Origin of the sequence: Marinobacter sp. MIT930201 (assembly GCF_047122665.1) — a bacterium.
GTDB classification, from domain to species: domain Bacteria; phylum Pseudomonadota; class Gammaproteobacteria; order Pseudomonadales; family Oleiphilaceae; genus Marinobacter; species Marinobacter salarius.
In genome coordinates, this window is record NZ_CP138916.1 from 4081271 (window position 1) to 4104871 (window position 23601).

General features: G+C 50.4%; 16 protein-coding genes. 12 read left to right on the plus strand and 4 right to left on the minus strand.

Annotated elements, in window-relative coordinates; all coding sequences use genetic code 11:
- Positions 1 to 9: 9 nt before the first annotated feature.
- From SIC19_RS18615 to SIC19_RS18650, 8 genes are all read left to right on the plus strand, one after another.
- A complete protein-coding gene (locus SIC19_RS18615) occupies positions 10 to 1134 on the plus strand; it encodes a glycosyltransferase (protein WP_127401456.1) in 1125 nt (374 codons plus the stop codon).
- The gene (locus SIC19_RS18620) at positions 1131 to 2237 is read left to right on the plus strand and encodes a glycosyltransferase (protein WP_127401454.1); all 1107 of its coding nucleotides are present in this window, start codon (positions 1131 to 1133) and stop codon (positions 2235 to 2237) included. The genes SIC19_RS18615 and SIC19_RS18620 overlap by 4 nt, the downstream gene beginning before the upstream one ends.
- Positions 2234 to 3574 carry a phenylacetate--CoA ligase family protein gene (locus SIC19_RS18625; protein ID WP_127401452.1) on the plus strand — a complete coding sequence of 447 codons (1341 nt, stop codon included), beginning with the start codon at positions 2234 to 2236 and terminating at the stop codon, positions 3572 to 3574. The genes SIC19_RS18620 and SIC19_RS18625 overlap by 4 nt, the downstream gene beginning before the upstream one ends.
- Before the next feature lie 2 nt (positions 3575 to 3576).
- Entirely contained in the window at positions 3577 to 4464 is an 888-nt protein-coding gene (locus tag SIC19_RS18630; protein WP_159265631.1) for a glycosyltransferase family 2 protein, read from the plus strand.
- 15 nt (positions 4465 to 4479) lie between these two features.
- Positions 4480 to 5457 (plus strand): polysaccharide deacetylase family protein, encoded by a 978-nt coding sequence (locus tag SIC19_RS18635; protein ID WP_127401448.1) that lies wholly within the window; start codon positions 4480 to 4482, stop codon positions 5455 to 5457.
- 8 nt (positions 5458 to 5465) lie between these two features.
- Positions 5466 to 6266, plus strand: coding sequence for a glycosyltransferase family 2 protein (locus tag SIC19_RS18640; RefSeq protein ID WP_412535553.1), 801 nt, complete (start codon positions 5466 to 5468; stop codon positions 6264 to 6266).
- Positions 6267 to 6571: 305 nt separating this feature from the next.
- On the plus strand, positions 6572 to 7666 hold the full coding sequence (locus tag SIC19_RS18645; RefSeq protein ID WP_127401444.1) for a hypothetical protein: 1095 nt from the start codon (positions 6572 to 6574) through the stop codon (positions 7664 to 7666).
- 39 nt (positions 7667 to 7705) lie between these two features.
- The gene (locus SIC19_RS18650) at positions 7706 to 8281 is read left to right on the plus strand and encodes a hypothetical protein (protein WP_127401441.1); all 576 of its coding nucleotides are present in this window, start codon (positions 7706 to 7708) and stop codon (positions 8279 to 8281) included.
- A gap of 75 nt (positions 8282 to 8356) precedes the next feature.
- Here SIC19_RS18650 and SIC19_RS18655 read toward each other — a convergent pair whose 3' ends face one another.
- Together SIC19_RS18655 and SIC19_RS18660 are read right to left on the minus strand one after the other, a co-directional pair.
- Positions 8357 to 9688 (minus strand): O-antigen ligase family protein, encoded by a 1332-nt coding sequence (locus SIC19_RS18655; RefSeq protein ID WP_127401439.1) that lies wholly within the window; start codon positions 9686 to 9688, stop codon positions 8357 to 8359.
- 18 nt (positions 9689 to 9706) lie between these two features.
- Positions 9707 to 10453: an aspartyl/asparaginyl beta-hydroxylase domain-containing protein gene (locus SIC19_RS18660; RefSeq protein ID WP_127401437.1), complete on the minus strand. Its 747-nt coding sequence runs from the start codon at positions 10451 to 10453 to the stop codon at positions 9707 to 9709.
- Between the two features lie 260 nt (positions 10454 to 10713).
- On the opposite strand from SIC19_RS18660, the gene SIC19_RS18665 reads away from it, so the two are divergent.
- From SIC19_RS18665 to SIC19_RS18680, 4 genes are all read left to right on the plus strand, one after another.
- Positions 10714 to 11688 carry a glycosyltransferase family 2 protein gene (locus SIC19_RS18665; RefSeq protein ID WP_127401435.1) on the plus strand — a complete coding sequence of 325 codons (975 nt, stop codon included), beginning with the start codon at positions 10714 to 10716 and terminating at the stop codon, positions 11686 to 11688.
- A 163-nt stretch (positions 11689 to 11851) separates the two neighbouring features.
- Entirely contained in the window at positions 11852 to 19981 is an 8130-nt protein-coding gene (locus SIC19_RS18670; protein ID WP_127401433.1) for a malectin domain-containing carbohydrate-binding protein, read from the plus strand.
- Positions 19982 to 20116: 135 nt separating this feature from the next.
- The gene (locus SIC19_RS18675; RefSeq protein WP_185906443.1) at positions 20117 to 20440 is read left to right on the plus strand and encodes a FixH family protein; all 324 of its coding nucleotides are present in this window, start codon (positions 20117 to 20119) and stop codon (positions 20438 to 20440) included.
- Positions 20440 to 21690: a cytochrome-c peroxidase gene (locus tag SIC19_RS18680; protein ID WP_127401429.1), complete on the plus strand. Its 1251-nt coding sequence runs from the start codon at positions 20440 to 20442 to the stop codon at positions 21688 to 21690. The genes SIC19_RS18675 and SIC19_RS18680 overlap by 1 nt, the downstream gene beginning before the upstream one ends.
- Here the strand turns inward: SIC19_RS18680 and SIC19_RS18685 are convergent.
- Both SIC19_RS18685 and SIC19_RS18690 read right to left on the minus strand, forming a co-directional pair.
- Positions 21670 to 22632, minus strand: a complete 963-nt coding sequence (locus SIC19_RS18685; RefSeq protein ID WP_127401427.1) for a glycosyltransferase family 2 protein — start codon at positions 22630 to 22632, stop codon at positions 21670 to 21672. The two genes, SIC19_RS18680 and SIC19_RS18685, sit on opposite strands and share 21 nt — an antisense overlap.
- Positions 22616 to 23596 carry a glycosyltransferase family 2 protein gene (locus SIC19_RS18690; protein ID WP_052479515.1) on the minus strand — a complete coding sequence of 327 codons (981 nt, stop codon included), beginning with the start codon at positions 23594 to 23596 and terminating at the stop codon, positions 22616 to 22618. Before SIC19_RS18690 ends, SIC19_RS18685 begins: the two co-directional genes overlap by 17 nt.
- Positions 23597 to 23601: the final 5 nt, after the last annotated feature.

A 23601-nucleotide genomic window follows, 5' to 3' on the forward strand; every position in this document is an offset into this window, starting at 1 on the left:
ACCGATAACATGAGAGTTCTTCACCTGATTGACAGTGGCGGTCTCTACGGGGCTGAGAAGATGTTGTTGACGCTGGTTTCCGAGCAAATGGCCGCAGGTTTGTTACCTACCGTTCTCAGTGCCGGTGAGACTGGTATTCAGAACAAGCCCATTGAAGTAGAAGCTAGGCGTCTTGGTATACCGGTAATTCCCTGGCGAATGAACCCGGGATTCAATCTAAAGGCTGCCCGCGACATACTCCGTTGGGCACAATCCGAAAACTACCAGATCCTCCATTCACACGGTTATAAGTTCAACGTGCTCATGGGCCTTTGGCCCGAATCGATCCGGAAAATACCTTTGATCGCTACACTGCACGGTTACGTAAGGGCGAAGCGATTCACAAAGGCCTGGGTATACGAAACGATAGATCGCCTGATCCTGGCGCGGTTGCGGCGTGTTGTGCTGGTCTCCGAAGCAATGAAACGTCAGGTTCCGGAGAAAATTGCCCGTTCTTCGAAGACTGTAGTGATCCCCAACGGGATGAGCATAGGTTCAATACGTGAGTCTGCGTCGAGTGAGCCCGCTGAGGCTGTGTTCGGATTCCTGAGCCGTTTTGATTCGATAGTATTGGGAGTAGGGCGCTTGTCCGCAGAAAAGGGGTTTGTCCGCCTGCTGGATGCATTTGCCGTGCTCAGGCAGAGCCATGAATTATTGGGCCTTATTATTATTGGCGAAGGTAAACAGCGGGCTGCGTTGGAAAGGCAGGTGTCCGATCTCGGCCTGGAGGATTTCGTTCAGCTACCGGGGTATGTCGACGAGGTTCCAGCGGTAATGAAAAGGAGCGATGTGCTCTGCATGCCGTCACTGACGGAAGGCCTCCCGATTACGCTGCTGGAGGCAATGGCCGTGGGAATCCCGATCGTCGCGTGCGACGTTGGTGAAATCGACAAGGTACTGGGCCATGGTGCGGGCGGACGAATAGTCCGCTATGAAGGGGCATCCCAGCTTGCAGGCGAATTGGCAGCCGTACTTGACCACAAAGACAGCGTCGACGAACAGGTCGAGTGGGCCCGGAACAGGGTGGAAACTGACTACTCGGCAAATGCGATGATGGAAAGCTATCTCGCTGTTTACAGACAGGTCACCCAATGAAGCTTAGTATTATCATGGATCGATACGATAATCCTTACGCCGGCACCGAAAGCCAGGTACTGAAGCTTGTCAATGGATTAATGGAGCAGGGATGGGACATACAGTTCGCTGTGCTTCGCGGAACGGATTACACCCGAAGCGGGATGTTTCCGGTGCCGGTACATGATCTCGGCGTGGGTAGTATTTCCAGCCCCGGCAGTTGGTTCAAAATGTACAGGTATGCCCGGTTATTGCGCAAGCAGGGGTTCTCCGTGGTCCATGCTTTTTTCAACGACACTTCCGTGATCGCTCCCCCCATGATGCGCCTTGCCGGCCTTAAAACACTCATCTCCAGAAGAGACATGGGCTTCTGGTACAGCGGGACCTATCTCAAGGCGCTACGCCTGACGGGTCGCTGCGTGCACGCGGCCGTATGTAACAGCAAAGCGGTAGCTGAAATCACGTCCCGATTTGAGAAGATGCCACTCGGAAAGATCCATGTGATCTACAATGGATACCCCGACATTTCGTCTGGCGAGCAGGTAACAGCCTCCGGGGAAAGTCGTTTTGAGGCCGAGGTTGTCGTGGGTATCGTTGCGAACCTTCGCCCGATTAAGCGTATTGAAGATCTGATTGAAGCGATTGGCCTACTGGCCAGGGAAGGCTTGCATCTCAAACTGAACGTAATCGGCGGCGGTGATCCCAGTGCCTATATGGAACAGGTAACGCGACTCGGGCTTGAAGGGCGCGTCCATCTGTTGGGGAGTCAGCCCGAACCTGAACGCCACATCCGTGACTTTGATATAGCCGTACTTTGTTCGGAAACAGAAGGCTTTTCCAATGCCATCATTGAGTACATGCGATGTGGAAAGCCGGTGGTCTGCACGCGTACCGGCGGCAACCCGGAAATTGTTGAAGAGGGCCTTAACGGCTACCTCGTGCCCGTTGGTGATGTTGAGGCTCTGGCAGACCGAATACGGAAACTGGCGGAAAATCCGAAGCTGCGCGAAAAAATGGGGAAAGCCGCTCAATCACAATTGGCTGACAAGTACTCCATGAAAGCGATGGTAGCCAAACACGTTGAACTTTACCGCCAAATTGAACCAGGGATGGTCGAGATATGATGCGAACACTCTCCAAACATATTTTTTACCCGCTATGGGACTTGAAAGACCGTAGCGGGCGACTTCGGGAATGGAAAACTCTCGAAGAGCAACAGTGGTGGCCACGCCAGAAGCTGCTGGACCTTCAGTTCAAGCGACTTCAGGACATGCTAATTTACGCTTCAAACCACAGCCCTCATTATAGAAAGCTGTTTGCCGAGCAAGGTATTGAGCCGGGCGCCATCAACTCGAAAGCGGCTTTCGAGGCGGTTCCGGTAACCACCAAACAGGATATCCGCAACAACCTGGACCAGTTTGTAAGCGACGAGTTCAGCAAGACCGATCTGGTAATGGCCAAAACTGGTGGGTCCACCGGTGTTTCACTGAATCTGTACTTCGACGAAGCCTGCCAGGAACGCCGTAATGGTGCCCAGTTGATGGCTGATCGATGGGCGGGCTGGGACCTTGGAATGAAGAAGGCCTCGGTTTGGGGTAACCCTCCCGTTGCGGAAACGTTGAAACAGAAACTGCGTCTTCACCTCCTTGACCGCACAATCTATCTCGACACCATGGACCTGAATGACAAATCCATGGGAGAGTTTGTGGAACGATGGCGCAGAGAGCAACCAGGCGCCGTATTTGGGCACGCTCATTCAATCTTCATCTTTGCGAACTACCTGGTATCCAATCGCATTGAGGATTTGAAGCCGGACGGGATTGTTGCCACATCCATGATGCTACTCGACCATGAACGGAGAGTGATTGAACAAGCCTTTGGCTGCCCGGTGACGAATCGCTATGGTTGCGAGGAAGTTGGACTGATTGCCTGCGAGTGCGAACAGCACCAGGGTATGCACCTTAATATACCGCATGTGTACGTGGAATTTCTGGATGCCAATAACTGCCCGGTGAGGCCTGGCGAGCCCGGTAAGATCGTTGTAACGGACCTGAATAACCGTGGCATGCCGCTCATTCGTTATCGGGTTGAGGATGTAGGCGTGTATACCGAGAAAACCTGTAGTTGTGGACGCGGGATGCCTATTCTTGAGCGCCTTGAGGGGAGGGTGGCGGATTTCCTTAAACTGCCTGCAGGCGGGCAGGTAGCCGGCATATCGCTGGTGGAACGAACCTTGACCAAAGTTCCGGGCATCGAGCAGATGCAGCTCGTCCAGGATACGCTGGGCCACGTGATCATCAATCGCGTCAAAGGTCAGGATTTCAATGAACATACAGACACGGGGCTTATAAGCGCTATGCGGGAAGTGTTTGACGACAGCGTAGAACTCGAGATCAAAGATGTCTCAAATATCCCTCAGGAAGCGTCTGGTAAGTACCGGTTCTCAATATGCAAGGTATAAGAATGAATGATCAGCCTCTGGTAAGCGTTGTTATAGCGACATACAACATGGGCCAGTACCTTCCAGAGGCTATTGACTCCGTACTAGCTCAAAGGTGGGAAAACCTGGAAGTGATCGTAGTAGACGACGGCTCAACGGACGATACGCCAGAACAAATGAAGCGGTTTGAGGGCAATGGCCGAGTGAGGTACCTACCCACGGAAAATCGCGGCCAGCCCAAAGCAAAGAATCGTGGCCTCAAGGAGGCAAACGGCGATTTCATTGCATTCTGCGATGCCGATGACGTCTGGCACCCGGAAAAGCTAAACGTACAGATGCCCTTGTTCGAGGACCAGAACACCGGGGTGGTCTACAGCGAAGTCTCGTACATCGACCAAAACGGCAAAACAGTTGACAAACCTCAGCCTTATGAGCGTTATAGTGGCAAGGTAACTAACCAATTGATCATAAAGAATTTCGTCCCGTTCGGCACAGCGGTAATTCGCAGGGAATGCCTGGAAAGAAACGGATACTTCGATGAAAACCTTCCAATGGGGATCGATTGGGATCTTTGGTTGCGGTATTCCGTAGATTGGTCATTTCAGTATACGCCCGAGAAAACCTACGTATACCGTGTCTGGCCTGGCCAGATGTCGAGTAATTATAGAGGTAGATATGATAATGCCTTTGTAATACTCGAAAAATTCATAAAGGATAACCCAAAGAAAGTGCCAGATTATCTAATTTCTCGCGCCTGGGCTGATATGTACGTAAGCCGCGGCTATACAATCGCATGCCACGAAAAGACATTAAGGGAACCAATACTTGATATAACTCGTGGTATTAAGTGTGATTTTGGCTATTTTGTGGCTTGGAGATATTTGTTAAAGGTTCTACTAAGACGCGTCTAAGGCTTTTGGTGGGTTATGAGCTTTAAAAATATTTTATTTAATATTGGTAAGCCATGTGGGCTTTTTAGTGTTACTAAACACATAGCCAGAGCTCATCCACGTATTTTAATGTATCATCGCATATCTGGTTCGAGCGGCGGTAAAAATTTACCCGTTGATATTTTCAGAAAACAAATACAAACAATAAAAAAGACGTTTAATCCAACTACGATCCCTGATCTGATTTCGTCCTGTATTGAGGGTAACCCTATAAAAGATGCGGTCGTGGTGACCTTTGATGATGGTTATCATGATTTTGCCGACTATGCTTTTCCCATACTTCAGGAAGAGAGGGTGCCAGCGGTACTTTTTGCAACGACAGGCTTCATTAACGGTGATCTTTGGCTATGGCCAGATCAGATAATGTATGCTGTCGAAAATAGAGGTAATCAGTCTGTTAGTTTTCCTGGGGCAAGCGGCACGCTGGACAAAAATCTTAGTGATGATGAGTGTTGGAACTATATTGCCGACTTTTGCCTGACATTGCCCCCAGAGGAGAGAAACGAAGTCATATGTCAGCTGTATAGAAACATTGACCTAGATATCCCCAATGAAGCGCCAGATCGGTTTCGCTCCCTAAGTTGGCAGCAGGTCAAGGAAATGCAGGCCCTTGGGCTAACAGTTGAAAGCCACTCCTATAGCCACCCGATACTTACGAAGTTAACCGATCAAGAAATTATTAACGAGTTAAAAAAATCGAAAGAAATGATTCAGACGAATTTGGGTTGTAAAGTTGAAGGCTTTTGTTATCCAAATGGGATGAAGTCAGATTTTGATTTTCGTGTGAAAAATGCCCTTATCGAATTAGGTTATAGCTGGGGTGTTACCGCGTACCCCACGCTATCGCCGTTAGCAGATTTATTTGAGATTTCAAGATATAATGCTGGCGCCTCAATGGAAGACTTTTTCAAAACAGTATTTGGTGTAAAGTATTTATCGATGCGTTTAGAATAGGAGGCGTCGTGCTAGCTGTAAGTGTAGTTATTATTTCTTATAATCGACCGGATGAAATAAGGCGAAATATTTCGGAGTTGTTGTATGAGCTTAATCCTGAAGTAGAGGTTGTTGTAGTTGATAATAACTCGGAAATTCCGGTCCGATCTGTGTTGGTTGAGTTTAGAGACCGTATAAAAATAATAGAAATGGATAGAAATGTGGGCGTGGCCGCGAGAAATACTGGCGTTCAACATGCAACTGGAGAAATTGTAATTACGTTGGACGACGATGTATTTGGCTTGACAGCGCATGATGTTCAACTGATTAAAGAGCAATTCCAAGAAAAAGAATCGATGGCAGCGATAAACTTTCGGGTCATTGATGATTTGACGGAAAAGCAAATTAATTGGTGCCACCGCCGCCATCTAAATGAGTGGGGTGGTAAGGAGTTTAGTACGTACGAGATTAGCGAAGGGGCCGTCGCATATCGTCGGCAAGCTTTTTTGGATGCTGGAATGTATCCGGCGTATTTTTTTATTAGCCATGAAGGTCCTGATGTTGCACTCGCTTTAATGAACATGGATTGGGATGTCGTTTACTGTCCAGATATTACAGTACGACATGCTCACTCTATGGGTGGCCGGCCTGGCTGGAGACGTTATTATTACGACACGAGAAACATGGTATGGCTGGGTGTTCGCCGTTACCCCCTAGCGCTTTTTCTTCGAAAAGTTCCATTGCATCTCATGGCGATGTTTTTCTATAGTTTAAGAGATGGATATTTAAGTTTTATTTCAAGGCTCTATATGACTCGGCGAGGCGGTTAAGTGAAGTCAAGAAAGATCGGCAATATATTTCTAAAAGAACTTATCAAAGGTTTAAAGAAATAGAGCGTTACAATCCAACTCTATTCTACATGATCCGGAAAAGAGTTTTTAAGCGTGAAGTTTCTATCTAATTGAATTCTGAGCGCTGATTGTTTACTTTTTAATAACAAAATTTAATTTTGTAATTTTGTCGAATCGGTATAATAACGAGGTTTTTTTTAGTACCTTTCATTATTACGAAAGCTGATACTGCAATGCTAGTATTGGTCAGTAGGTAACCGACACTGACAACTGATGGTGAAAAGATGCTCGCGAATCGCTCTCTGTATTTTCTACCTGTTCTGGCTTTGGCTAGCGGGATAGCCGCTGCAGCGCCTAGCATAAGCTCGGTAGAGCTTTTATCAGACACAGGCGAAGTCAGGGTATCTGGTAGTGGTTTTGGTTCCGGTCCAGAAGTTGTGATTTTTGATAATTTTGAAGCTGGTCGTGGTGGAGAACCAGTCGCTTATGACGCTGCAACCGTAGGTCGGTGGAGTGGCACGGGATGGTACAACGGCATTGCTAGATATGTAGACGAAGGCAACGGTAATCTCGCGATGACAGCCCGAGATCGTACCCAATCGCTTAGTTCAATGAATCGAATATCGCAACTTCAAGCGAGTTTCAAGAATAGTGAAAAGGTCTTTATCGCATTTTCGGTAAAAGTGCCTAAAGGCACGACTTTTGCCGGTGCGTCTTCGACTCAGGACTTTCCGAGCGTCAGTAGCTGGAAATTCACTTGGGCTCTTGCAGCTGACGGGGCTTACAGCGACCCCTCAGATCTTGATCTAACTCTGCCAACACATGTTGGTGGTGGCAACTTCATATTGGGCGGTAATGATGGAAACATCACTTGGCTAGACGGCGGTGGTGGCTGGTGGTCATGGAATGACTTTAATAACTTGTCAATTGGAATTGATCTCAGTCGCTCCAGTGAGGTTGGCTATTATTGGCGTAGTGTCAGTGATAAGGATTTTCGTTCAGAGCAAAGCCTTAGTGATAGGAGTAAACTATCTGCTAATGAGCTCTTTCTCAACCGGGTGAGTTTCCCCGGATGGTGGGGCAACGGAGACAACAGCGATTTCAACGGACTGTATGACAACACCTACGTTGCGATTGGTGGAAATTATTTGGCACGGGTAGAAGTGCGCGATAGTATGGACGATTCTGATACAACGAGATTGATTGTCGTCCCTGCGAAGTCTTGGTCTAGTTCCGAAATTGTTCTCGATTCCCGCATTGTTGAGGGCTTAGAAGGCTCTTTCATTAGTATCGTAGATGCTTCGGGGAGCGCATCCGATCCTGTCCCGGTAGTATGTACAAAGTGCCCATCCAAGATCCGAGTGTTGGAAATACAGTAACTGAGTCATAACCACGATAACTGACAAGGAGTTTGAAAAATGAGATGGATTCTCGTCTTCATGTTCTGGTTCGTACCATTGTCGGCCTACTCTGATTTGATCGACTACCAGATTCAGGGGCATGCAGAGTGGCTTTCCCATGGAGACAGTAGCGACATTACGGTTAGCTTTAGTGTTGATACAGAGAGTTGGAAGTGGGAATCTTTGAGCGTTGAGCTTTGGGGGCGCACATGGATGCCGACGGACTCAGCTAACAATCAGATTAGTGTGTGGTCTGATGAGCCGGAAGGCGGTCCTACCCATTGGTTCAATTGGTCACCGTCGGTGGAATCTCTTGGCGAAGTGATTACATTTCAGCCGTTCCCAGAGTGGAAACTACATCTTGTGAACGAGGAAATTGCAAACGATCCACTGAGGTTTTTGGACCAATCCTTTTTTGTTAGTGAGTTTGCAACACTGAATACCGGTGAGACCCTTGGTTTATCTGGCCAGATATTAAAAGCCGCTCAAGTGACCGAAGGAGCATCTATTCTGTTGTTGATCACAGGCCTGATTCTTTTCGGGTTTCAACAGTTTTTTCGTCAAGTCCACGGACGCACTTGTCATTTTAGGTAATACTGTCTCTGCTTGGAACTCAACGTAGGCTAGGATAACAGTTAACATCACAGCGTGGTTTGTTTAGCTGGCAGTTTAAGGGCTTTGTATTTGGTGAAAGGGCTCTTGAGCTCTATTGGCGTATTTAAACTTTGCACTCGGGGCCTTATTCTGGAGGTTTTTGGTGATTCTGTACATGGCGATAGTGAGTCCCGCAGCAAACCACCAATAAATTTCATAGGTATCCATCCCGAAAAGTCCTAAAAATAATCTCGCATAAACGAACGCAATTACGGCTTGAGCGATAGCTTTGACAAATGAGCTATTGGTGCGGGTAATGATGTTCTTATTTTCTCTTATAATAGTGCGAATGAATATAAAGAAGGATAGAATTCCCAAAGCACTCATGTTCGTCAATAATTCTAAATAAAGGTTATGAGTGTCTTGATGTCGCCCAAACATTTCTGCACGCACACTTGGGAAAGCGCTGACTCCAACACCCCAGGGCTTCGACAAAAATACGTTCACCGCATCTTTGAGGATTTGTATCCGGGTTTCCGATGAGGATCCTTGAGCTTCTTCTAAAGTTACAATTGAATGCAGGCGTTCAGTATATTCTTCAGGTAGCAATGAATATGTGGTTATGGATACAATAACGCCCAATATCAAGTATTTAAACTTTCTGACTTTAAGTTTTTCTCTCCAGAAATACATTCCCAAAAGTATGGTCGCAACATAGCCAGTACGAGAACCGGTAAAAACGATAATGATGACACAGCACACCAATAACGCAGCTAGCGCAAGCTTTTGAAACTTGTTGGTGACAGGAAAAAGGTAATAAATAAAAGGAAGGCATCCCACTGCCATTCCACTAAATGAGTTCGGATGGAAATATAATCCCGTAGACCCGTGGAGACGTGGAATACCTTGGTTTTGCCACACCATGGAGCCTGAGAGCCACCCTACGAAACCTTCTTGTCCCAGTTTCAACATTGCTAGTAGGAAGGCGGCAACGGCCATCTTAAGGGCCCACTCCGTTCGAATAAATGCAGCAAAGAAAAGGGCAAGCATCGAAAATTTGACGACTCGCTCATAAAACGTAGTCCACGACAGAGAACGGTCGTAAGAGAAAAGGGTGTAAAGGACAAGAATGCTAAAAAAGAAGCAGATGGGCTTCATCAGCGGTGTGGGTGATAGCCTTTCGTTTAGCATTCGAACGACAGCGCAGAGGATAAGAAAGGTTCCAAGTAAGAATTCAAAGCGAATGGCACCAAGTAGGCCGACGCGTCCGCCTAGTTGAAGGTACCAGGTAACAATAAAAACACAGGTAGCGAGAACCAGAAATTTGCTTTCATTGGCCGAACCAGAAGCCTTTGGACTACCAGTCCCCGCAGTCCCGCCATAAATGCGAGTCGCTGGCAAAGTCATCGTTCTCTTATATCTCCGCTAATAGGGATCGCGTTTTGGGAAAAGCCGGTGTCGGAGCGACTGGATACGAGAGCCATTGTAGTTTCGCCAGAACCAAGACATTATCCGCAAATAGTTTTTCTTTGGATGCCAGATAAATACAGGTATGAGCTTCCTGGAAATATGGCACTCCAGTTTTTGATATGGAGTAAGCTTCGGGAATATTTTTTCAAGAAAATCGTTAACCTTAACATCTAATACTAAGTGTGTCCGTGGCTCATCCCCATCGTTGCGCACATAATGTTTCTTGGAAAAGTTGACGTAATAGAGGCGGCCTTCCTTTAGGTGGTAGTTCGTTCCATTAACTATGAACTTTACTTTGTCATTGGTCACTATTGGAATATGTAGCCGAACCTGACCAAAGGCATAGTCTGACACTTCGCTGTAGGTATCCCTGTGCTCATTGATGACGCTATTTGGCATGAGCTTCATAATTCTGATTCTGCCATGAGGGCAGTCGAAGGCGTCAAGGATCTCTTTGAAATAAGGTAACTGATCGACGTAACGTGTTCGTTTATATTCTCCCCACTTGCCTATGCGCTGAGATTCCGCACCATCGGCGCTTCCATCGTGAGAAACAAGTGGAATCGTTGTCCACCCGTCAGCAAGAGCTTCGTCGTAGTGCGAGAGCCAGTTTTCGTTTTCAAGCTCTTCAAGCTCCTTGCGCATACGCTCCACATCAAACTTCATCGGGAAACGATCAGTAAGGTCGTAGTGCTCAAACATGGGGCCCTCCTTTTTACCTCTGGCCGAAATAGCTTGACAGGCATAGCTCAGTTTAGCGCTGATCGTATGGATATAACAGGTTCTTGAGCTTCCCGGCCATCGTAAATTTATGTAGCGGTGCTGTGAATCATACTGGGCGAAGCTAACTCTAACTAGCTGTCAAGGCCTCTGTTTTGACGTTAGTGCCTATAGTCGTTGGTTTCCCTCCTAATTTAATCTCATTAGTGTAGAATCCCGTCGTTCACAGGGAGTCAGCGCGCGTGAAAGAATTCAGTTTCAGTATCATTGTACCAAGCTTCAATGCGGCGAATACGCTACCGGAGACGCTGGAGAGCATTGTCCCGCAGCTGTCTGAGCATGATGAAATCATTGTGGTCGATGACGGATCAACCGATGAAACATCGGATGTTATGGAGGAGTGGCGTAGCTCCCGGATCCGCTATGTCAGGCAGCGCAACAGCGGCGGCCCTGCAAGCCCGCGCAACCACGGTATAAGGGAGGCAAAGGGCTCTCTCATTGCTCTGTTCGACTCCGACGATATCATGCTTCCGGGTAAGCTGGATGCAGCCCGTCAGGCTTTTTCACACCATCCAGATGCAGGCCTGCTGTTCACCAACTTCTCTACGATTGACGAATCCGGAGACGTTTTGACCCCCCGGTTTCTGGATAGCTACACCTTTACTGCTCCGTTCTGTTCGGAAAACGCGGGCTGTGTGAGGATTGAACCGCCGAATGCCTACCGTGCCCTTGGGAGCGAGAACTTTATCGGCACATCCGGTGTTGTTATTCCCCGTAAGGTGTTTGATCGGCTTGGGGGGTTTGATGAATCACTGGCCAACGGGGATGACCGGGATCTGTGGTTCCGAGTCACGCGTCAGGAAGTGGCCCTGTTTCTGCCTGGCACCTACCACGCTTACCGCATCGGCAGTTCGAGCATTTCCAAGGGCAGCGCGAGAAAGCGTACCCCCTCGAAAATAAAGGTGCTTGAAAGGCAACTGGAAAACCCGCTAGACGACGAGTTTGCCCGGGATATCCGTTCCCTCGTTTCAGACAACTACTGTGCATTGGCCTACGAAAGCTTTCAAAAAGGTGAGATGGCACGATGCCGGGCGGAAGCCCTGCAGGCACTGGGCGCCTCTTTCAGTTCCACAGGGTTAAAGCTTTATCTGTTTTCCTTTCTTGGCTCCGGATTAGTTGGCAGGATAAGGCGCCTTAAGAACTGGCGTGTTCGCTAGGGGATCGATCACGCATTCCGGTTGTCAGCTTTCTTTACATTAAGCTTCTTTCATATCTGGTTATTGCGGCTTTTGCCCCCTGTAAGTCTTGGTCTTTCGTATCTGTGGTACGGGCTTTGCAGTTGTCCTTTGAGATAGTTTTGTCCAAAGGAGAGGCAAGGACATGAGCGCACAATGGAAGACCTTCAAGCCAACGATCATGTTTTTGCTGGCGCTACTCTGGACGGGAGCAACAAGCGCAGCTGATTTTGGCGAGCCGCTCATTTGTCTCAACTCAGGGGGCGGCGCTTACACCTCTTCCCAAGGCTTTCAATTCATCGCCGATGCCCATTTCAGTGGTGGCAAAAAGGCGTCCCACGCTCACAATATTTCAGCTACGGACGATGACCCGCTGTTCCAATCGGAGCGCTACGGTGATTTCAGTTACCAGATACCCGTCCCGACGGCGGGCAGCTACATTGCGACACTTCATTTTGCAGAGATTTATTACCAGTCCACCACCAGCGCCGGTGGCGTGGGTAGCCGGGTTTTCGATGTCTACATCCAGGGCGAAAAAGTAGAATCCGAGTTCGATATTATCGAGCAGGCTGCAAGCGTGACTGCGGTTTCCCGAAGCTATTTCGCTCAGGTGGACGGCAGCTCTGTAAACATCAGTTTTGGCGTAATTTCAGATCTTCCGAAACTGTCGGCCGTGTGTGTTTTCCCTAGCAACGGTGATTTCGATGGCGACGGCTATAGTGACAGCGACGACGTATTTCCATTTGATGGTACGGAATGGCTCGATAGCGATGGGGATGGTATTGGCGACAATGCAGATGCGTTCCCATTCGATGCCACAGAATCTGCGGACATGGATGGTGATGGCGTAGGGAATAACAGCGACCCTGACATGGATGGTGATGGCTTCGCTAATGATAACGATGCGTTCCCGGAGGATCCGTCGGAGTGGCTGGATAGCGATAATGATGGCATTGGTGACAACTCTGATCCAACTCCCTCCCTAGCGAGTGTTGCGGAATGTGTGAACGTTGGGGGCCCGGAGTTCACTGCTCAGGACGGCACTGTTTTCAAAGCTGACACCCATTTCCTCGGGGGCAGAACCGGCACTCATAAGCAATCCATAGCCAATACATTGGATGATGTCCTTTATCATACGGAACGTTGGGAGAGTTTCAGTTACAACATTCCTGTTCCTGTTTCAGGTTCTTATCTGGTCGAACTTTACTTTGCCGAAATCTACTATCAGGCGAGGATTTCATCTGGCGGAGTTGGTAGTCGAGTATTTGATGTGTTCGTAGAGGGTGAAACCGTTGCGGAACAGTACGACATAATTGCGGCAGCAGGCAGCAAGTCAGCAACCCAGCTTGACCATGTGGCTGTTGTCGAGGATGGCGAAATTGATGTCGATTTCGGTGCTATTACAGACTGGCCAAAGCTTTCAGCCTACTGTGTAACCGAAATCGTGGGCGCTGACTCCGATGGTGATGGTGTGCCCGACGCTCAGGATGCGTTTCCCTCTGATCCCAATGAAACCGTTGACTCGGACGGAGATGGAGTTGGTGACAATTCGGATCTCTTCCCGAATGATGCGTCAGAATGGTCCGACCTTGATGGTGATGGAGTGGGAGATAATTCGGACCCGGATCGCGATGGTGATGGTGTTGCCAATGCCGATGATTACTACCCGGATGACCCCACCGCCTGGGAGAATCCAGGAAGTGATGGTGGAGACAACGGTGGTGGAACCGGCGGAGATGAGCCTCTCCACCAGATGTGTGTAAATGTGGGTGGGCCGGAATACTCCGCGGCTGATGAAACCCTCTATATAGCCGACAGCCATTTTAATGGTGGCTCGAAAGCCAGTCATGTGTATGAGATAGACCGTACGGCCGACGATACCCTTTACCATTCAGAGAGATGGGGCGACTTCGCCTATTCCATACCGGTTCCTGAGTCCGGAAACTACATTGCGTCATTGGAGTTTGCAGAGATTTACTTCCAGTCCACGGTCGCAACTGGCGGTGCTGGGAGCCGGGTTTTCGACATCATTGTTCAGGGCAATGTCCTGGAGCCCGGGTTCGATATCCTGGCGGACGTGCCTAGCAAGACGGCGCTAACAAGGCACTATCTCACCAGTTCAAGCAGCGGCTCAATCAATATCTCGTTCAATGCAGTTGCCAACGAGCCCAAGGTGTCGGCCATTTGTGTCAGGCAAACCAATGGCGATTATGACGGCGATGGCACTCCGGATGACCAGGACGTTTTCCCGATTGATTCAGCTGAGTGGTTGGACAGTGATGAAGATGGCGTTGGAGACAATACCGACGTGTTCCCGGCCGATCCGGCAGAGTGGTCTGACCTGGATGGCGACGGTATCGGTGACAATAGCGATCCTGACCGTGATGGAGATGGCTACAACAACAATCAGGATGCATTCCCAGGTGATCCCACCGAGTGGCTTGATAGCGATGGTGATGGCGTCGGTGATAATGCTGACCCCACACCCTTCGGTGACATTGATGGGTTCCAGATGTGTGTGAACGTTGGTGGCGGAAGCTATGTGGCGACCGATGGCACAGAGTTCATTGCGGATGCCCATTTTTCTGGCGGAGATACTGGCGGCCCCAATAATTACAGTATTGCTGGCACCGACGATGACAAACTGTTTAGAAGTGAGCGTTGGGGGGACTTCAGCTACGCAGTTCCGGTTCCTGCAGTGGGAGACTACGTTGTTGAGTTGATGTTTGCGGAAATCTATTACCAGGTTGGAACGCCCTCAGGTGGCCCTGGCAGCCGTGTTTTCGATATCTATGTCGAGAACGAATTGACCACCAGCGGTTTCGACATTATTGATGAGGTTGGCCCGAAAACAGCCATAACCAAGCGTTATCTCGCCCAAACCACTGACAACGCGGTCGAAATTGGTTTCGGTGCTATAGCAGATTGGCCAAAACTCTCAGCGTTTTGTATCTCACCAAGTACCGGAGACTTCGACACGGATGGTGATGGTGTTCCTGACAGCGAAGACGCATTCCCCAACAATCCAGATGAGTGGTTGGACAGCGATGGAGACGGCTTCGGGGATAATTCCGATGTGTTCCCCAACGACCCGACGGAATGGGCGGACGTCAATGAGAACGGAGTCGGGGACAACAGCGACGCGAATCTGGATTCCGATGGCGACGGTATCGCCGATATGAATGATGCGTTCCCGTTTGACCCAACGGAAGCCTCTGATTCAGATGGGGATGGCGTTGGGGACAACAGTGACGCTTATCCTAACGATCCAACCCAGCAGTATTACAGCAGTCTCTACCAGGTTCAGTTCGTGAAGAGCGATGGTGTTGTGGATAGCCTGGCGGATGCCCAGGCCTTGATTGATAACGCCACTCAATACGAAAGCGTCGCTTTCGAGACTCATGAGATCAGCTTTACCGACGGTACTTCCGGCAGCGAGGCCATCTTTGCTGCTGGCGAGAGCTTCCCGTTTGTAAACAACTTCGCGATGTTGGCGACTCGGGAGGTTTACGCCCCTGAGTCAGGAGAATACAGCCTGCTTGTCAGAAGTGATGATGGTGTACGCCTGACGGTAAATGGCAACGTTGTCGTTAATGACGACCTGACACGCGCGGTGGACCACAGCGAGGCAGTGCTTTTCCTCGAAGAAGGGTTGCATCAGATTGAAGTTCTCTACTTTGAGAATACCGGCGGGGCTGTTGTTGAGTTCGCTGGCGTCAAAGGTGTCCAGCAGTACTCATTTGATATTGCGGAGTTCTCAGCTGTAACGGATCGCCTGCACGGAGAGGTTTCCACCCCGGTCGTTTACGAGCCGCACATCGGCGGAGAGTGGGGAGAGGTTATTCAGTGGCCGGAAATACCGGTTTCGGCAGCACATCTTCCTGACGGCAAATTGCTGACCTGGGTTGGTGGAACCGAGATAACCGATACGGGTACAAAGAGCACCGCAAGCCTTTACGACCCCGAGACTGGTGTGTTCGTGGGTGTGGACAACGAAACACATAATCAGTTCTGTTCCGGTATTGCCCTGACTGAAGACGGTTCAATCTTCAATTCTGGCGGCAACCCGGACACCAAGAAAACCAGCCGGTTTGATATTGAGACCATGTCCTGGGTACCTCTGGATGACATGGATAAGGCTCGCTGGTATCCGACGACATTAACCATGCCGGATGACCGGGTGTTCACAACCTTTGCCCGAAGTGCGGCCAATACGTCGGAAATCTACTCCAGCGTGACGAACCAATGGACAAATACCCCGGGTGCGAATATGCAGGGCCTGGTGGATGAGCAGAATCTGGTGAATAGCCAACAGCATTGGCAGAACCAGACGGCGAGCATGCAATGGTATGCGTTTATGCACGTGGCGCCGGATGGTAACGTTTTCCAGTCTGGCCCCATGGAAACCATGCGCTGGTTTGGCACTGAAGGACAGGGCTCCGTGGAGGAAATCGGTGCAAGGCTTGGTGGCGATCAGGCAAGGATGTTCGGTTCCGCTGTCATGTACGACGTGGGCAAGATTCTGATTACCGGCGGTAACGATCCATCGAGTGATGATCCGTCTTCTGATACCGCCATCATGGTTGATATCAATGGGCCCGCACCTGTGGTGACGGAAATCGAACCAATGAATTTCAAGAGGACCTTCCACGATGCAGTGGTTCTGCCAGACGGAAGGGTACTCATAATAGGTGGTACCACAGAGGGCAAGCTTTGGGATGATTGGGGCTCGATTCTTCCTGCAGAGATCTGGGATCCGGAAACTGAGGCCTGGACAGTTGTAAACAGCCTCGAGATCCCGAGGAATTACCACTCAACTGCGCTTCTTATGAAGGACGGACGGGTATTTTCTGGTGGTGGCGGCGCCTGCGGACCTTGCGATGCAAATCATCAGGATGCTCAGTTCTATTCCCCTGATTATCTTTTCAACACGGATGGAAGCGATGCAAGTCGCCTCGAGATAGTTTCAGTTGATAGCACAGTGGTCAGCGCCGGAGAGACCTTATCGGTTCAGGTTTCATCCGGTGCGACGGCTTTCAACATGATTCGCTTGCAGGGAACAACCCATTCGATAAACACCGATCAGCGGTTCATTCCTGTTGAGTTCACCCAGCAGGCTTCTGGATACCAGTTGGAGCTGAATCCGAATCCGAATGTTGTGATCCCAGGTTACTACTGGCTGTATGCGCTGGATGAAAATGGTGTGCCGTCAGAGGGCTATACCATCCAGGTGGTGCGTGATACTTCCAGCGACCCGGGCGATGGTTCTGGGGACCCTGAACAACCCTCTGACTGGGCTGTTCGTACGCCGGCGAGCGGGTCTGCGGATGCCCGTCATGAGAACGACTACATAGCGTTCAAGGAGCGGTTCTATCTGACGGGGGGGCGCGGTAGCCGCTCAATAGACGAGTACAATGCCATCTCCAATACCTGGACCAAACATGGTGTACCGGTCGACGAATCCCAGCAGGAGCTCAGGCTGCATCACTATCAGAGCGTTGAGGTGGGCGGTCGCATCTTCGTTGTTGGTGCGCTTGAAGGTGGTTTCCCTGCAGAAACCGGTGTGCCTGAAATCTACAGCTTTGATCCTGACCAACCAACTCAGTGGAAAACTGAGTTTGTGATCCCGGCGGAGCGCCGGAGAGGCTCGGTTGCCGCGGTCAATTATCAGGGCAAGATTTACGTAGTCGGCGGGAACACCCGCGGTCATAACGCGGGCTGGGTGCCGTGGTTTGACGTTTATGACCCCGTCAACAAAACGTGGACGCAGCTTCCGAATGCCCCGCGCGCAAGGGACCATCACAAGGCTGCTGTGGCCAACGGTAAGCTATACGTAGTTGGAGGCCGGCGTTCCTCGGTGAACCTCGGCAACCCGGTAAGCGATACCATTCCCGAGGTGGATGTCTTTGATTTCGAAACCGGGCAATGGAGCACTCTGGACAGTGATATTCCAACGCCAAGGGGTGGAATAGCGATGATCAAGCAGGGCTCTGAACTGATTGTTGCTGCCGGCGAGAGCGGTGCGGGCGCTCACTCCAATGTTGAGGCTCTGGATGTGGTGACCGGAAACTGGCGCACCCTGCCCAGCCTGGGCATCGCACGGAATGCACCTGGCGGAGCCCGCTACGGCAACGAACTGTTCGTGGTTGCCGGTGCCCTCAATAATGGTGCTGAAATCAATGCCCAGGAGGTCATGACGCTTTATCCACGGGACTTTGCAGTGGACACTGATAATGACGGCGTACCAGACGCGTTGGATGCCTTCCCGGAAAATTCCGGTGAGTATGCAGATAGCGATGGTGACGGTGTTGGAGATAATCGTGATGTCTTCCCGAATAACTCTGTGAACTGGGCCGATACGGATGACGATGGTGTAGGAGACAATACTGACGCGTATCCGAATGATCCTTCCCGTTATGCGGAGAGTGCGCCCCAGGTACTTAACTCCACCACGCTGGTGACCGAACGCGATACGGGTTCACGGAGAGTCTGGGTGGTCAATCCGGATAACGACTCGGTGACGCTTGTCGATGACGGCGATGTGGTTGTCGAAGTGCCCGTCGGGGACAAGCCGAGCGCGGTTGCTGTTAATCCTGTTTCAGGTGACGTCTGGGTTGCCAATAAAGGTGACAGCACTCTGAACGCGATTGATCCTGACACCTATCAGGTTGTCAGGACGGTGACTCTTCCGATGGCTTCCCAGCCTCATGGCATTGTGTTCCGCCCGGGATCTCATGAGCTGTACGTCGCCCTTGAGGCGTTGGGGCAGGTATTGAGGTTGAATGTTGCAACGGATCAGACGTTGGGTTCCGCCATGCTGGATGGCAGGGTACGGCACCTGGCGATTGATGTGGGCCGTGACCGGGTTTACGCCACCAACTTCGTAACGCCGTTTGTTCCAGGAGAGGATGGACTGTCTCCGGATGTACAAAACGCCAATGCGGAAATATTTGTGTTGGATGCCGCCTCCCTGGCCCATACATCGACTGTCTCCCTGGGATATCTGAACAAGGGCGTTTCTGAGAGCTCTGGTCCGGGGCTGCCCAACTACCTGAATGCTCCTGTGCTGTCACCGGATGGTAGCTATGCCTATGTTCCCTCCAAACAGGACAATATCCTGTCTGGCGGTCTGAGAGGCGGCGCCGGTATGACCTTTGACCAGACTGTCAGGGCCGTTACATCCCGGGTTAATCTTGCGAACCTGACCGAGAACCCTGGCGTTCGTATCGATCATGACAACGCCAGTGTTGCGACCGGTGCCGCGTTTACCGGCGATGGCCGTTATCTGTTCGTTGCACTTGAAACCAGTAGGGAAGTGGTTGTTTACGACGTAATCAGTGGGTTCGAACTGACCAGGCTGGATACGGGGCGTGCACCGCAGGGCGTTGCGCTGTCGCCGGATGGTGAAGTGCTGTATGTCCATGACTTCATGGACCGCGCGCTGACAACCTTTGACCTGAAAGCCATTCTCAACGGTGACGTAAGTGCGACTGTTGCCGTTGGGTCAACGTCATTGGTCTCGCAGGAAGCGCTTTCCCCAACAGTACTTCTTGGAAAACAGCTATTCTACGATGCCGCCGACGATCGTTTGGCCAGGGACAACTACATGAGTTGCGCATCCTGCCATAACGATGGCGGTCAGGATGGCCGGACGTGGGACCTGAGCACCTTTGGCGAAGGGTTGAGGAATACTATTGGTCTGCTGGGCCGAGGCTCTGGCCACGGGCGTTTGCACTGGACCGGCAACTTTGACGAGGTTCAGGACTTCGAAAATCAGATCCGCTCACTGGCCGGCGGCACGGGGCTCCTGGAGGACGGGGACTTTGCTGTTGTAGAGGATCCAATGGGTGCACCCAAGCAGGGCTACGATGCTGAACTGGATGCCGTTGCAGCGTACGTGGAGTCGCTTACCGCGATTCCCGCTTCACCCTACTACGACGGGAATCTGTCGGCTGCAGGCCAGGTAGGTGAGGGCGTCTTCCAGAGAGAAGGATGTGCAGGCTGCCACTCTGGTAGCGAAGGCACAGACTCTCCCTCCGGAGTAGTGCATGATGTCGGAACTATTACAGCTGTCACCGGTAATGCCTCAGGAGGACCGGTTTACGGTCTTGATACACCCACACTGAATCACTTGTGGGCGACAGCACCCTATCTGCATGATGGCTCTGCGCTTACGATAGCGGAAGCAATCCTGCGACACAGTAATGTAACGGTCACGGAGCAAGAGGCGGTTGAACTGGAGATGTATCTGCTTGAGATCGACGGTGGCCGCTAAGACAATCGGTTCAGGATGAAGCGAGGTAGCCAATTGGGCTTTGAGATTAAGTGGCGTTGGCTGGTTGTTGTGCTTCTCCCGTGGGCCGCAGTCCTGTCCGCGTCGGAAGGAGTTTGCCAGCCTGCGTGCGAGGTAATGTCTGCCAATGGGCATTTCCATCTTCGGGTTCTTCCCGAAGATGGGAAAGTACCGTTAAACAGCCACCACAGTTGGATCATTGAAGTAGAAAGTGACGTTGGTGATCCTGTTGAGCTGAGAGGGTTGGCGGTTTCAGGTGGAATGCCCGCCCACGGCCATGGGTTGCCTTCACAGCCGAGAGTGACTGAGTATCTCGGCGGTGGCCGTTACAGGGTAGATGGCTTGATGTTCAATATGCACGGGGAGTGGCAGTTGAATTTAAGTCTCTCCGATGGCGTAGCGCAGGACCACGCGACGTTGGTCTTTAATCTGGATTATTGATGCTCTTCCGGCTCTTCACCAAGTGTTTGCTTCTGTTGGTTTCACTGTCCGTGTCGCTACCGTCGCAGGCCAACAACGAGCAGTTTGACGAGCGAGATATACGGATACTTCAATCACTGAGCCTTTCTGCTCTTCCGCCGCTGCCTGACACCCCCTCAAACAATGTCGCGGACCACAAACTCGCAGTCGAATTTGGCCGCCAGGTCTTCTACGATCCTCGCTTTGGCAAGGATGGGCAGTTGTCCTGTGCCAGTTGCCATCAACCCGAGCTGGCTTTTACTGACGGGAAGCAGCGTGGAAAGGGTGTCGGGGAAGCGGCCCGTAACACTCCTACCCTTATTGGAGCGGCGTACCAGCGTTGGTTTTACTGGGATGGTCGCCGCGACTCTCTCTGGTCGCAGGCCCTGATTCCTTTTGAAGCTCCGGATGAAATGGGAAGTAGCAGGCTCTCTGTGTTGAGAGTCATCAATAATGACAAAAGATACCGTTCCTACTATGAGGCGCTGTTTGGTGGCTTGCCAAAACTCGATTTCTCCAAACTCCCGGACGAAGCCTCACCTTACGGTGCTTCTGATATCCAGAATAACTGGTACAGGTTGTCACGACCGACACAAACGACGATCAATCGCGCGTTTTCCAATATTGGCAAGGTTCTTGAGGCGTTTCAGAGAACGTTGCTACCGGAGCCATCAAAGTTTGATCATTTTGTAGATGCCCTTACGGCCGGCCAACAGGATAAGGCGCTATCGATGGTTTCCGAAAGCCAGATCCTTGGGGCGAAGCTCTTTATCGACCAGGAAAAAACTCAGTGCCTTCAGTGCCATAATGGTCCAATGCTTACCAATGGTGGTTTTCACAACATCGGCAGCGGCGTGTTCAGTGGTCCAAATATGGACTATGGACGCGTGTTCGGTTTGCAGTCTGTTTTGATGGATGAGTTCAATTGTCTTGGCAAGTACAGTGACGCAGCCCCCTCAGAATGCACCGATTTGAAATACCTCAGCAGGGACAAGCACCAGGGGCTCCAGGGGGCTTTCAAGGTGCCTACTTTAAGGTTTTTGGATAAGACCGGACCTTATTTCCATGATGGCCGCTTCGATCAATTAAAGGACGTGATGGACTACTACAGATCGCCCCCAGAGAAAGGACTTAATGGCCAGCATGAATTGAGAACGCTCGACATAACACTTGAGGAGCGAGACGCTCTGGTTGATTTTCTTGGGCTTCTATCAGTTCCTGCTGAGCATTAGATACAGTTTCTGAGGTACCACTGATTTTATCATGCCCTTAAAGGCAGGGTAGGATGGCTTGTTAATAAAACTTCTTGCAAACCAATTCCTTGCAAGTTCTATATTTCCCTGATCGTGAAAGTCTATGTAGCCAAGCTTGAGGTAGTTTTTCGCGGCCAACGTGTGCACTGCATTTTTTTGTTCAGTGTTGAGATCCCACTGCTTTACCCTTTCCGCTACGGCCACTCGCTCTAAATGCTGGGCTCTGATGCGCTGTGAGGAAATCCCGCTTTCATGTTTTCGATATCTGAATGAGCTGTGGTCCACGAACACTGCGTCGCCATGCCGGCAGAGCTGGAGCCACATATCCCGATCATCGAGGTGTCTTAGGTTCTCATTGAACCCATCGGTACGTAGCCAAACTGACTTTTTAAACACAACGCTGCAGGTTCCGACGAAATTGGCTCTCAACAATGCGGCAAGAAGCCGGCCACCGTTTACGGTATAGGTGTTGGTGCCAGCGGGCGACTTCTCTAACTGTTTTAGAACGCTGTATCTGTCCAGATACCTGTGTTCGGTGATGACACCGTTGGAGTCAGCAAGGCTGAAGTTCGTAAACAGAAATGAGGCCTTTGGAGAGTTTTCCAGTGCCTTCATGGCGACACTTACCTTGTCGGGTTCGGCGATATCGTCCGAATCAAACAGGAATATGTATTTGCCTTTCGCTTCCCTGCATCCAGCGTTCCGAGGAGCTGCAGGGCCACCGCTGTTTGCCCTTTGAACCAAACGAACTCTGGGATCTGAAATATCCGCACAAACGGCGCAAGTGTTGTCAGTTGAGCCGTCATCGACGACGAGTATTTCGTCCTGATCACTCAATTGGGAGAGCAAACTTTGCACAGTTTCAGTTAAATAGGCTGCTGCATTGAATGCCGGGATAACAACACTAATTCTTGTTGACATGAAATCCTCGCCCGATAATTCTTGCCGCGTTTCCCAGCATGTACGGAGCGATTCCAAGGTCACACTTGATAGCCACCATCAGGAAGCGAAGCTGGCCCCGTTTTAACTTATGGAGAAGGCGAAGGGATAATCTATCGCGGGCCGATTTTAGCCGCCGGTGAATTGCTTCATTCATTTCACTGTCCAGCTCGAAGTTACGTAGCACCTTTTTGCGATAAAGGATTTCATCATGTATGCGAAAGAAATCCTTATCCGTCCCAAACGTCTGCTCTGAAAATATACTTACGCCCTTCCCATAGGTTAGCCCTACGGTATCCGAGCAGATGACGTTATCGGATCTTTTCCCGATTGTTAGCCACAGAAATTGGTCTTCGCCAAACCTGTAGAACTCCGTTGGGAATCGTAAATCTCCAAACATTTGATAATCGTAAACAATAGTCGAAGTGGTAACGTAACCTTCGATAACCGACCTGAAGTAGTTGTCTTTCATTCTGCATAGGTGGGGATAACCCTCGATCGAGTCGAGATTATATTTTTCAATAAACTTAAGTTTTTTGAAAAGATCCTCATCCTCACCCTCTACAATGCGGGAGCAGAAGTAGAAATGAGCGCCTAGCTTGAAAGCGAGCATAGCAGTTTCGAGATGCTCAGGTGACCAATAGTCGTCCGAGTCAAGAAACGCGACATAATCAGTCTTTGAATTTAACGCGGCAAGCCCCGTGTTTCTGGCAATACCCGGCCCGCTGTTCTTTTGTTCTATTACAGCGATCGATATTCCATCAGGAGGTGAGAGATCCTGTGTAATGGATTTTGTAGATACGGGTGATTCGTCATCCACAATAACAATATCGATATGCGCGATGACGGTCTGACTGAAAATGGACTCGAGGGAGCGCCTGAGCAGTGTGCCGTCGTTCTGGAAGTGGGGGATAACTACACCAATGCGAGGGGCCGTATTCGCCATAGTTT